Source organism: Streptococcus sp. KCJ4932, from assembly GCF_004352745.1.
In the GTDB taxonomy this organism is placed as follows: Bacteria; Bacillota; Bacilli; order Lactobacillales; family Streptococcaceae; genus Streptococcus; species Streptococcus ruminicola.
In genome coordinates this window covers 33,848-45,969 of the sequence record NZ_SJWW01000007.1, presented here as the reverse complement: position 1 = coordinate 45,969, position 12,122 = coordinate 33,848, and the positions used below count along the sequence as shown (strand labels likewise).

The 12,122-nt window shown below is 38.4% G+C and carries 9 protein-coding genes; all 9 read left to right on the top strand.

The window, feature by feature from the left end; translation table 11 throughout:
• The first annotated feature begins 110 nt into the window (after positions 1 to 110).
• The gene (gene metE, locus E0E02_RS04265; protein ID WP_133017940.1) at positions 111 to 2,345 is read left to right on the top strand and encodes a 5-methyltetrahydropteroyltriglutamate--homocysteine S-methyltransferase; all 2,235 of its coding nucleotides are present in this window, start codon (positions 111 to 113) and stop codon (positions 2,343 to 2,345) included.
• Between the two features lie 13 nt (positions 2,346 to 2,358).
• Positions 2,359 to 4,215, top strand: a complete 1,857-nt coding sequence (locus E0E02_RS04260; protein WP_133017939.1) for a bifunctional homocysteine S-methyltransferase/methylenetetrahydrofolate reductase — start codon at positions 2,359 to 2,361, stop codon at positions 4,213 to 4,215.
• Between the two features lie 148 nt (positions 4,216 to 4,363).
• Positions 4,364 to 6,124 carry a 1-deoxy-D-xylulose-5-phosphate synthase gene (locus E0E02_RS04255; protein ID WP_133017938.1) on the top strand — a complete coding sequence of 587 codons (1,761 nt, stop codon included), beginning with the start codon at positions 4,364 to 4,366 and terminating at the stop codon, positions 6,122 to 6,124.
• A gap of 132 nt (positions 6,125 to 6,256) precedes the next feature.
• A complete protein-coding gene (locus E0E02_RS04250) occupies positions 6,257 to 6,916 on the top strand; it encodes a glucosaminidase domain-containing protein (protein WP_133017937.1) in 660 nt (219 codons plus the stop codon).
• A 119-nt stretch (positions 6,917 to 7,035) separates the two neighbouring features.
• Positions 7,036 to 7,416 (top strand): DUF1149 family protein, encoded by a 381-nt coding sequence (locus E0E02_RS04245; RefSeq protein ID WP_006531236.1) that lies wholly within the window; start codon positions 7,036 to 7,038, stop codon positions 7,414 to 7,416.
• On the top strand, positions 7,416 to 8,264 hold the full coding sequence (locus tag E0E02_RS04240) for a DegV family protein (RefSeq protein ID WP_074867865.1): 849 nt from the start codon (positions 7,416 to 7,418) through the stop codon (positions 8,262 to 8,264). Before E0E02_RS04245 ends, E0E02_RS04240 begins: the two co-directional genes overlap by 1 nt.
• Before the next feature lie 23 nt (positions 8,265 to 8,287).
• Positions 8,288 to 9,055: a 4-hydroxy-tetrahydrodipicolinate reductase gene (gene dapB / locus E0E02_RS04235; protein WP_074626670.1), complete on the top strand. Its 768-nt coding sequence runs from the start codon at positions 8,288 to 8,290 to the stop codon at positions 9,053 to 9,055.
• Positions 9,052 to 10,257 carry a CCA tRNA nucleotidyltransferase gene (locus E0E02_RS04230; RefSeq protein WP_039696743.1) on the top strand — a complete coding sequence of 402 codons (1,206 nt, stop codon included), beginning with the start codon at positions 9,052 to 9,054 and terminating at the stop codon, positions 10,255 to 10,257. The genes dapB and E0E02_RS04230 overlap by 4 nt, the downstream gene beginning before the upstream one ends.
• Positions 10,254 to 12,122 carry an ABC-F family ATP-binding cassette domain-containing protein gene (locus tag E0E02_RS04225; RefSeq protein WP_133017936.1) on the top strand — a complete coding sequence of 623 codons (1,869 nt, stop codon included), beginning with the start codon at positions 10,254 to 10,256 and terminating at the stop codon, positions 12,120 to 12,122. Before E0E02_RS04230 ends, E0E02_RS04225 begins: the two co-directional genes overlap by 4 nt.

The following is a 12,122-nucleotide window of genomic DNA, read 5'->3' as shown; positions in this document are numbered from 1 at the left end:
AGATAGAATGGCTAGAACCATTGAAAAATAAGGGTTTATCGTTTAAAATCTTAACTATAAAAATTTTTGGATTGTATAGTTTTAAACTAATACGGTTATAGGAGGTAACTATGGTTAAGGTTTCGAATTTGGGATATCCGCGTTTGGGTGAAAATCGTGAGTGGAAAAAATTGATTGAGTCTTATTGGGCAGGTAATATTTCACAAGATGAATTGCAAGCAGAAGCGAAAGCATTGCGCTTATCATTTTTGAAAAAACAAGCTGATGCAGGTCTTGGTTTTATTCCTGTGGGTGATTTTTCACTTTACGATCATATTTTGGATTTGTCTGTGCAATTTGGCGTGATTCCAAATCGTTTTGCCAAGGAAGAGATTAATCTGGATTTGTTCTTTGCGATTGCGCGTGGTAACAAGGATAATGTTGCTTCATCAATGAAAAAATGGTTCAACACCAACTATCACTACATTGTTCCAGAATGGTCAAAAGTTAAACCGCATTTGACAAATACACGCTTGCTTGATTTGTACCTTGAAGCTAAAGAAGTTGTTGGTGATAAGGCTAAGCCAGTTATTACTGGGCCAATCACTTATGTCGCCTTGTCATCTGAGGTTAGCGATTTTACTTCAGCAGTGAAAAAACTTCTGCCACTTTACAAACAAGTCTTTACAGAATTGGTTGAAGCTGGTGCAACATACATTCAAGTTGATGAACCGATTTTTGTAACGGATGAAGGGGCAGATCTTCTTGAAGCAGCAAAATGCGTTTATGCTTATTTTGCCAAAGAAGTGCCACAAGCCAAGATTATCTTCCAAACATATTTCGAAGCTTTGATTGATGCTAAAGAGTTATCAGAACTTCCGGTTGCCGCATTTGGTCTTGATTTTGTTCATGGCCTTGATGAAAATCTTGAAGCGGTTGAAGCTGGTTATTTTGAAAATAAAGAAGTGTTTGCTGGGGTTGTTGATGGTCGTAACATCTGGGCAACTGATTTTGAAAAAACATCAGAATTGCTCGAAAAGCTACAAGCTAAAGTTGGCAATCTTGTGATTCAACCATCTTGCTCACTTCTTCATGTGCCAGTTACCACAAAAAATGAAACTGACCTTGATCCTGTTCTTAAAAATGGTCTTGCATTTGCAGACGAAAAATTGCAAGAACTTGAACTTTTGAGTCAATACTTGGATGGTCAAGAATCTGAAGCTTACAAGCAACATGTGGTTGACTTTGACGCTTTGCAAGCAGCTGATTTCCGAAATGTGACTCTTGAAAGTTTAGAAAATGTGCCGACTGAGCGTGTGGATTATAAAGTTCGCCGCAAGGTGCAACAAGAAAAGCTAGGTTTGCCAACACTTCCGACAACGACAATTGGGTCATTCCCTCAATCACCAGAAGTTCGTCGTACTCGTCTGGCTTGGAAACGTGGCAATATCTCTGATGTTGAATATGAAGATTTTATCAAATCAGAAATCGCTCGTTGGATTAAGATTCAAGAAGACTTAGATATCGATGTTTTGGTACACGGTGAATTTGAACGTGTGGACATGGTTGAATTTTTCGGTCAAAAATTAGCTGGTTTTACCACAACTAAACTTGGTTGGGTGCAATCATACGGTTCTCGTGCAGTTAAACCACCAATTATTTACGGTGATGTGAAACACATCCAACCCTTGTCAGTCAAAGAAGTGGTTTATGCGCAAAGTTTGACTGACCGTCCTGTGAAAGGAATGTTAACTGGACCTATTACCATCACTAACTGGTCATTTGAACGTTCAGATATCTCACGCGCAGACCTTTTCAATCAAATCGGTCTTGCTATCAAAGATGAAATCAAATTGCTTGAAGATGCTGGAATTGCTATTATCCAAGTGGATGAAGCTGCGCTTCGTGAAGGTTTGCCACTTCGTAAAGCTAAACAAAAAGCTTATCTCGATGACGCTGTGCATGCTTTCCGCATCGCAACATCGTCTGTCAAAGATGATACTCAAATTCACACTCACATGTGTTACTCTAAGTTCAATGAAATCATCGATTCTATTCGTGACTTGGACGCTGATGTTATTTCTATTGAGACAAGTCGTAGCCACGGTGATGTCATTGAATCATTTGAAACAGCAGTTTACCCACTTGGAATTGGTCTAGGGGTTTACGATATTCACTCACCACGTGTGCCAAGTAAAGAGGAAGTTATTGCAAATATTGAACGTCCACTTCGTCAATTATCATTGGAACAATTCTGGGTTAACCCTGACTGTGGTCTTAAAACACGTCGTGAACCAGAAACAATTGCAGCTTTAAAAGTGCTAGTGGAGGCTACTAAGGAAGTTCGTGCAAAATACGGAAAATAAGGAAGGTTGAGCTATGTCACGATTATTAGAACGTTTAAAAACAGATATTTTAGTCGCTGACGGTGCTATGGGAACTCTTCTTTATGCTAATGGTCTTGATAATTGTTACGAAGCTTATAATTTGACGCATCCTGAAAAAGTATTAGCCATTCACAAGGCTTATATTGAAGCAGGAGCTGATGTTATTCAGACCAATACCTATGCGGCCAAAAGACATCGACTAGAAGGTTACGGCTATGGTGACAAGATTAAAGAAATTAATCAAGCAGGCGTCAAAATTGCAAGACAAGCAGCAGGCGAGGATACCTTTGTTTTGGGAACAGTCGGTGCTCTTCGTGGTCTCAAACAATGCGAATTATCGCTTGATGAGATTATCAAGGAAACTTTAGAACAAGTTGGTTATTTGCTTGAAACAAAGGAAATTGATGGTCTTTTATTTGAAACTTACTACGATGAAGAAGAAATCATCGAAATTTTAAAGGCAGTCAGACCTTTAACAGACTTGCCGATTATTACCAATATTTCCATTCATGAAGCGGGAATAACCGAAAATGGTCGTCCTTTGGTTGAAATCTTTGGAAAACTAGTGATGCTCGGGGCAGATGTAGTTGGATTGAATTGCCATTTGGGACCATATCATATGATTCAATCGCTCAAGCAAGTGCCGCTGTTTGCTCAGTCGTATTTGTCGGTTTATCCAAATGCCAGTTTGTTATCCTTTGTTGATGACAATGGTAGTGGGCAATATGGTTTTAGTCAAAATGCCGATTATTTTGGGAAAAGCGCAGAGCTGCTTGTGGCTGAAGGAGCACGTCTGATTGGTGGGTGTTGTGGCACAACGCCTGACCATATCAGAGCAGTTAAGCGTGCAATAAAAGGCTTGAAACCAGTCTCACGCAAATTTGTTACACCGATGGTTGAAGAAGCAGAACTGATTAAGGCGGTTAAGCAATCAGAAACTATCGTCGACAAAGTCAAAAGAAAAGTAACTATTATAGCAGAGCTGGATCCACCAAAAACACTTGATATTAAAAAGTTTACTGAAGGGGTAAAAGCATTAGATGAGGCTGGGGTATCTTCAATTACGCTGGCAGATAATTCGCTAGCTAAGACACGTATCTGTAATGTTAGTATTGCCTCGCTTTTGAAAAATGAGATTTCAACACCGTTTTTACTACACTTATCTTGTCGCGACCACAATATGATTGGGCTTCAATCACGTCTTTTGGGGATGGATGTGTTGGGCTTTCATCAGGTACTAGCGATTACAGGGGACCCATCTAAAATAGGAGATTTTCCGGGAGCAACCAGCGTCTATGATGCCACGAGCTTCAAGTTATTGGAGTTGATTAAGCAACTTAACAAGGGAATAGGTTACAGTGGCGCAAGCATTAAAAAAGAAACAACTTTTACAGCAGCAGCGGCTTTCAATCCAAATGTTAAAAATTTATCACGTTGCGGTCGATTGATTGAAAGAAAGATTGCTGCTGGAGCAGATTGTTTTATTACACAGCCTATTTTTAATAGTGAGATTATTGAAAATTTAGCAAAGCTAACACGAGATTATGAAACGCCATTTTTTGTTGGTATTATGCCAATTACTAGCTATAACAATGCTATTTTCCTTCACAATGAAGTACCCGGCATTCAGCTATCAGATAACTTTCTAGCAAAACTAGAAGCTGTCAAAGATGACAAGGAAAAATGCCAACAATTGGCTTTAGAAGAAAGTAAACAATTAATTGATCATGCTTTAAAATTCTTTAACGGCATTTACCTCATTACACCATTTATGCGATATGATTTAACTGTTGAATTGGTTGAATATATCCATCAGAAAGTTGAACAAAGTCACCAAATAATACCTTAATCAAGAGAGATAGAGATTATCTCTCTTTTTTTCTTTTTAAAAATCATTTTTTTGCTTGACTTGGAGTGGACTCCAAGGTGTATGATAGGGATACTTGAAAAAGCTGAGAAGTTTTTAAAAATGATTGTCAAATAAAAAGGAGAAATATATGGTACTTGAAACAATTGCATCGCCACAAGATTTAAAAAAATTGTCTCGTGAGGACTTGCAACGTGTGGTTGATGAAGCTCGTCAAGCTTTGCTTGAAAAAACAAGTCAGCATGGCGGACACAACGGACCAAACTTTGGTATGGTGGAAATGACAGTTGCTATGCACTACGTCTTTAATTCACCGGTTGATAAATTTATCTTTGACGTTTCTCACCAATCATACGTTCATAAAATGTTGACTGGGCGTGCGCAAGCCTTTCTTGACCCAGCTCACTATGATGACGTGTCTGGTTATACAAATCCCAAAGAAAGTGAACATGATTTGTTTACAATTGGGCATACTTCAACCTCTTTGTCACTGGCTTCAGGTGTGGCAAAAGCGCGTGATTTAAATGATGAAGTTTACAATGTTGTTGCTGTTATCGGTGATGGTTCACTGTCAGGTGGAATGGCTTATGAAGGCTTGAACCAAATCGCAACAGAAGGAACCAATACGATTGTTATTGTTAATGATAATGACCAATCAATCGCAGCAAATCCAACAGGTGGCATTTACACAGCACTTCGTGATTTGCGTGAAAACAATGGCAAAGCTGCTAATAATTTCTTTGAGGCACTTGGCTTTGATTATCATTATCTTGAAGCAGGAAATGACCTTGACCAATTAATTGCTCTTTTTGAAGAAGTAAAAGATGCGAATCACCCAGTTTTGTTACATATTCATACACAAAAAGGTCACGGCGTGTCATTTATGGAAGAAAATCGCGAAGCCTTCCATGCTGGAGGACCTTACAATCCAGAAACTGGAGAATACCTTCGTCACACAACTTCAGGTGAAACTTACAACAGCATTACGACAGAATTTGTTTTAGACAAAATTGAAAAAGACCCAACGGTTGTTGCTGTAAATGCAGGAACTCCGATGTTTATGTTGAATCAAGAGCAACGTCAAAAGGCTGGTAAACAATTTGTTGATGTAGGGATCGCTGAAGAAGAAGCAGCGACTATGGCAGCTGGTCTTGCTAAAAATGGTGCAAAACCAATCTGGTACGTAGCAGCACCATTTATGCAACGTACTTATGACCAATGGTCACATGACATTGCGCTTAATAACCTTCCGGTGACAACCTTGGTTTACTCAGCGTCAGTTAGTGCCATGAATGATGAAAGTCACCTTGGTTTCTTCGATATTCCATTTTTGGCTCACATTCCAAATGTGGTTTACTTGGCGCCAACAAGTAAAGAAGAGCATCTAGCGATGCTTGATTGGGCTGTTGAACAAAATGAACACCCAGTTGCTATTCGTATTCCAGTTGGTCCACTTCGTGAGACTGGAGTAGCTGATACGACAGATTATTCAATTCTTAACAAGAACCAAGTCACTCAAAAAGGTAGCAAGGTTGCTATCTTTGGTCTTGGCAATTTCTATGGTTTAGCTGAAGAAGTGGCTAAAGAATTGGCTGACAAACACGGAATCACAGCAACCCTTGTTAATCCAAAATTCATCACAGGATTGGATGAAGAATTACTTGATAGTTTGGAATCTGAACACCCAGTTGCGGTGACTTTAGAAGATGGTGTGCTTGAAGGTGGCTATGGTCAAATGATTGCAAGTTACCTTGGAAATACAGACATCAAGATTCAAAATTATGGTGTAGAGAAAGCCTTCCATGATCGTTACAATGCTAAAGAACTTTTGGCAGAAAATGGTGTGACGGTTGATAATATTGTTAACACTATTTTAGCTAGTCTTGTTTGATTTAAATAGAAAAAAGGAGTCTTAGAGAGTTTCGTCTAAGGCTCTTTTCAAGAATTTGTGTCATTAACGGCTAAGAGTCTCTTTTTTATCAAAAATTTGTTATACTGAAAGGTGACTTTTTGAAAGGACTGAATGTATTTGGCAAAGGTAAGAAAAAGGAAGAAAAGAAGAAGGGTTAGTGGAAGACGACGTCGAAAAAATGTCCCTCGTTCTGTCTTATATGGCATGACTTTTCTAGCCTTTTTGGCTTTTTTGACCTTGATTTTCTTCGCCTATCACTCGCAGGAAGCAGCAAATCCAACCTCCGCAGACACTAGTCAATCATCTCAAGACACGACGACCATATCTTTCGTTCAAACTATTGGTGAATCAGCTCGTCAAATCGCTGCGCAAAATGACCTTTACGCTTCGGTCATGATTGCGCAAGCCATTTTAGAATCGAACAGTGGTCAGTCAAAACTGAGTCAAGCACCCAATTATAATTTCTTTGGCATCAAAGGGGATTATAAGGGGCAATCGGTGACTATGCAGACTTGGGAGGATGATGGCAATGGGAATTCTTACACCATTGATGCGCAATTTCGTTCTTATGGTAGTCTGGAGGAATCTCTGCAGGATTATGCTCAGTTTCTTCAAAAAGATTTGTATGTTGGTGTGCATAAATCAAGAACTGCTTCTTATCAAGATGCGACAGAAGCACTAACGGGAACTTATGCCACTGATACGTCTTATGGTAGCAAATTAAATCAACTCATTTCAGAATACGATTTGACTATCTATGATAGTTGGTAAGCACACTTTTTTGAGTTAAAAAAAGAATTGTCAGTATTGCTTTAAAGTTCAAAGAAAAGCGTGCAAAATAGAGTTGAAATATGCTATAATGAAAAGTGATATACAAAGAGGAGATAAGTATGGAATTAGTACGTGAAAAAGAATTTGTCAACCAATACCATTATGATGCAAGAAATCTTGAATGGGAAAAAGAAAATGGTACACCGAAGACTAATTTTGAAGTCACATTTCAATTAGTGAAAAAAGACACAGACAATAATCAAACAACAATCGTTTCTGTTTTACAATTTATGGTCGTAAAACAAGAGTTTGTCATTAGCGGTGTTGTTTCACAAATGGTTCACATTCAAAATCGTATTGTCAATGAACCAAGTGAATTCACTAAGGACGAAGTTGAATATTTGGCAGCGCCTTTACTTGATATTGTGCAACGCCTAACATACGAAGTAACCGAAATTGCCCTCGATCGTCCAGGGGTTAAATTGGAGTTTAGAAGTTAATGAAATTAGCAGTTATAACAGATACAACCGCAGTTTTGTCAGATGACCTTAAGGCAAAAGAAAATCTTTTTGTCTTAGATATCCCAATCATGATTGGTGGTATTTCTTACGTTGAAGGTAAAGACTTGAGCCTTGATGATTTTTACAGAAAAATGGCTATGTCACCAACCTTACCTAAGACAAGCCAACCAAGTCTAGCAAAATTAGATGAAATTTTGACACAGCTTTCAACTGAAGGCTATACACACGTTGTAGGATTGTTTTTGTCATCAGGCATTTCAGGATTTTGGCAGAATATCCAATTCTTAATTGAAGATTATCCTGAATTAACGATTGCATTTCCAGATAGTAAAATCACTTCAGCACCATTAGGTAGCATGGTTAAAAACACACTTAATTGGGCTGAAAATGGTCTTTCATTTGATGATATTTTGGCTAAATTGCAAAAGCAAATCGATGGAACAAGTGCCTTTATCATGGTTGATGATTTAAATCACTTGGTAAAAGGTGGACGTTTGTCAAATGGTTCAGCTTTGATTGGTAACTTGCTTAGCATCAAACCAATTCTTTACTTTAATGACGAAGGTGTTATTGAAGTTTATGAAAAAGTGCGAACTGAGAAAAAAGCTATCAAACGTCTTGTTGATGTTTTGTCTGACGTGACTGAAAATGGAGAATACGAAGTTTTCATCATTCATTCTCGCGCAGAAGAAAAAGCTCAACATTTCTATCAAGCTTTGGCTGAAAGAGGTCAAACGAAGAATCTTGAAATCGTATCATTTGATGGCGTAATTGCTACTCATTTAGGGGAAGGTGCCGTTGCATTTGGTTTCACACCAATTGTCTAAATGCTAGAGAGGAAAAGAAAAACATGAGTATTAAAGTTATCGTAGCAGGTTTTAAAGGGAGAATGGGTTCAGCAGCAGTTAATATGGTTAAGGGAGATGACGATTTAACCTTAGCAGCTTTGCTTGATCCATTTGCAACAGAAAAAGAAGTTGATGGCGTCCCAGTATTCACTGATAAATCACAACTAGTTGGTTTTGATGCTGATGTGTGGGTTGATTTTACAATGCCAGCTGTTGCTTATGAAAACACTCGCTTTGCTTTAGAAAATGGCTTTGCTCCAGTTGTTGGGACAACAGGATTTTCTGAAGATGAAATTGCCGAATTGATTGCTCTTTCTGAAGACAAGAAAATCGGTGGACTCATTGCCCCTAACTTCGCTATCGGTGCAATTTTACTCATGGAATTTGCTGCAAAAGCAGCCAAATATTTTCCGGACCTTGAAATTATTGAATTACATCATGATAAGAAGAAGGATGCTCCTTCAGGAACGGCTGTGAAAACAGCTGAATTGATTCGCGAAGTGCGTCAAGCTAAGAAACAAGGTGCTCCAGATGAAGTTGAAACACTTAAGGGAGCGCGTGGTGCTGATTTTGATGGTATGCGTATCCACAGTGTTCGCTTACCTGGCCTGGTTGCTCACCAAGAAGTTATTTTTGGGGCACAAGGTGAAGGGTTAACACTTCGTCATGATTCATATGATCGTATTTCATTTATGAGTGGCGTTAATATTGGAATTAAAGCAGTTGTGAAACAAGATAAACTTGTTTATGGTTTGGAAAAATTACTATGAAATTAAACAATCTGCCTTCTGAATTTCAGGAGGCTTTACCAATTTTAAAAAAAATTCGTGAAGCAGGCTATGAGGCATACTTCGTTGGCGGTAGCGTTCGAGATGTCTTACTAAATCGCCCAATTCACGATGTAGATATTGCAACAAGTTCTTACCCAGAAGAAACAAAAAGTATTTTTCACCGTACCGTTGATATTGGGATTGAGCATGGGACTGTGCTTGTTCTTGAAGAAGGTGGCGAGTATGAAATCACTACTTTCCGTACGGAAGATGTTTATGTAGATTATCGTAGACCAAGTAGCGTATCTTTTGTTCGCTCACTTGAAGAGGATTTAAAACGTCGTGACTTTACGGTAAATGCTTTTGCACTTGATGAAACAGGTTTGATTATTGATAAATTTAATGGCTTAGCTGACCTGAAAGCCAAATTGTTACGTGCGGTTGGAAATCCAGCTGAGCGTTTTAATGAAGATGCCCTTCGCATCATGCGTGGTTTCCGTTTTTCAGCTAGTCTTGATTTTGATATTGAACCTGAGACTTTTGCTGCTATGGCAGCACATGCGCCCTTACTTGAAAAAATTTCAGTAGAGCGCTCTTTTATTGAATTTGACAAATTATTGATGGCACCTTTCTGGCGTAAAGGGATTAAAGCCATGATTGCAAGTGAAGCTCAAAAATACCTTCCTCATCTTGAGAATGCTCATGATCATTTGCAACAATTCTTGGATGATTTGGCAGACGATTATCACTTTAAAACATCAGAACAAGCTTGGGCAGCTTTGCTATTAGCATTGGATGTCAAAGATGTTCGTGCCTTTTTGCGAGCTTGGAAAACATCAAGTCAATTCCAAAAAGATGTTGAAAAGATTGTGTCAATCTATCGTTTCCGTTTGACAAATGAGCTTGATAAGATGGAAATGTATTGCTATGGTCGTAATCTTATCGAACAAGCAGAAGACCTTCGTTTAGGTTTTGGTCTACCAGTTGATTTTGCGACGATTGAGCGCTTGGATAAGGAATTAACCATTCATGACAAACATGAGATTGTGGTCAACGGTGGTATGCTGATTAAAGAAATGCAATTCAAACCAGGACCTGAGCTTGGTCAAATTCTAAAAGCAATCGAACAACATATTGTACTTGGTAAGCTTGCCAATGATAAAGAAGCTATTTTTGAATTTATTAGAAAGGAAAGTAAATGAGCGATTTTATCGTAGAACACTTAACGAAATCCGTTGGTGACAAGACAGTATTTCGTGATATTTCCTTTATTATTCATGATTTTGACCGCATTGGGATTATCGGGGTTAATGGAACTGGTAAGACAACCCTTTTAGATGTTATTTCGGGACGTCTTGGTTTTGATGGTGATGTGTCGCCATTTTCAGCTAAGAATGGATATAAAATTGCCTATTTGACGCAAGAACCTGAGTTTGATGATAACAAAACGATTTTGGATACAGTTTTGTCATCGGATTTGCGTGAAATGACTTTGATTAAGACTTATGAAACTTTGATGGCTAATTATGATGAAGCCAATCAAGATAAGCTTGAAAAAGTCATGGCAGAAATGGATTCGCTTGACGCTTGGGCTATCGAGAGCGAAGTGAAGACAGTTTTAACAAAACTAGGTCTAGAAGATTTGTCACAAAAAGTTGGTGACTTGTCTGGTGGGCTTCGTCGTCGTGTTCAGTTAGCGCAAGTTTTGTTGAATGATGCTGACTTGTTATTACTTGACGAACCAACCAACCACTTGGACATTGATACCATCGCTTGGTTGACGAATTACTTGAAGACTTCTAAAAAGACAGTTCTCTTCATCACCCACGACCGTTATTTCTTAGATAATGTCGCAACCCGTATCTTTGAGTTGGCTAATAGTCAATTGACAGAATACCAAGGAAATTATCAGGATTATGTACGCTTGCGTGCAGAACAAGATGAACGTGATGCGGCAACCCTTCATAAGAAAAAACAACTTTACAAGCAAGAGTTGGCTTGGATGCGTACGCAACCACAAGCGCGTGCGACAAAACAACAAGCGCGTATCAATCGTTTCAATGATTTGAAAGCTGATTTGTCTGGAACGACTCAATCAACAGAGCTGGAAATTAATTTTGAAACAAGTCGTATCGGGAAAAAAGTAATCAATTTTGAAAATGTGTCTTTTGCTTTTCCGGATAAACAAATTTTGACTGACTTTAACCTTTTGGTGCAAAATAAAGACCGCATTGGTATCGTTGGTGACAATGGTGTCGGAAAATCAACGCTTCTTAATTTGATTAATGGAAATTTGCAACCAACAAGCGGAAAACTTGAAATTGGTGAGACTGTTCGTATTGGTTACTTTTCACAGTTGCCAAAAGACATGGACGAAGACAAACGTGTCATCAATTATTTGCAAGAAGTAGCAGATGAAGTTAAGACAAGTGTCGGAACAACAAGTGTGACGGATTTGTTAGAACAATTCCTTTTCCCACGTTCGACTCATGGAACATTGATTTCAAAATTATCTGGTGGTGAGAAAAAACGTCTTTACCTTTTGAAGATTTTGATTGAAAAACCAAACGTTCTGCTTCTTGACGAACCAACCAATGACCTTGATATCGCAACTTTAACAGTTCTTGAAAGTTTCTTACAAACTTTCCAAGGCCCCGTTATCACTGTTAGTCACGACCGTTATTTTCTTGACAAAGTGGCTAATAAAATTTTAGCTTTTGAAAATGGTCATGTGAGAGAATTCTTCGGTAACTATACAGATTATCTTGATGAAAAAGCATTTGAAGAAAATGCGGTTGTTCAAGTTAAGAAAGAAGCACAACAAAAGACAGAAAAAGAGAAAACGAAGAAAAAACGTATGTCTTACTTTGAAAAACAAGAGTGGGAAGTCATCGAAGATGAAATCGCCAAGCTTGAAGAAGACATCGAATCTATCGAAGCTCAGATGCAAGAAAATGCCAGCGATTATGGCAAACTAGCTGAGCTTCAACGTTCATTGGATGAAGCCAATGAAAACTTACTTGAAAAATACGAAAGATATGAATACCTAAGTGACTTAGCAGAATAA

Coding starts and splice junctions, on each gene's coding strand:
- metE (WP_133017940.1), top strand. CDS start 111: ATGGTTAAGGTTTCGAATTTGGGATATCCGCGTTTGGGTGAAAATCGT.
- E0E02_RS04260 (WP_133017939.1), top strand. CDS start 2,359: ATGTCACGATTATTAGAACGTTTAAAAACAGATATTTTAGTCGCTGAC.
- E0E02_RS04255 (WP_133017938.1), top strand. CDS start 4,364: ATGGTACTTGAAACAATTGCATCGCCACAAGATTTAAAAAAATTGTCT.
- E0E02_RS04250 (WP_133017937.1), top strand. CDS start 6,257: ATGTATTTGGCAAAGGTAAGAAAAAGGAAGAAAAGAAGAAGGGTTAGT.
- E0E02_RS04245 (WP_006531236.1), top strand. CDS start 7,036: ATGGAATTAGTACGTGAAAAAGAATTTGTCAACCAATACCATTATGAT.
- E0E02_RS04240 (WP_074867865.1), top strand. CDS start 7,416: ATGAAATTAGCAGTTATAACAGATACAACCGCAGTTTTGTCAGATGAC.
- dapB (WP_074626670.1), top strand. CDS start 8,288: ATGAGTATTAAAGTTATCGTAGCAGGTTTTAAAGGGAGAATGGGTTCA.
- E0E02_RS04230 (WP_039696743.1), top strand. CDS start 9,052: ATGAAATTAAACAATCTGCCTTCTGAATTTCAGGAGGCTTTACCAATT.
- E0E02_RS04225 (WP_133017936.1), top strand. CDS start 10,254: ATGAGCGATTTTATCGTAGAACACTTAACGAAATCCGTTGGTGACAAG.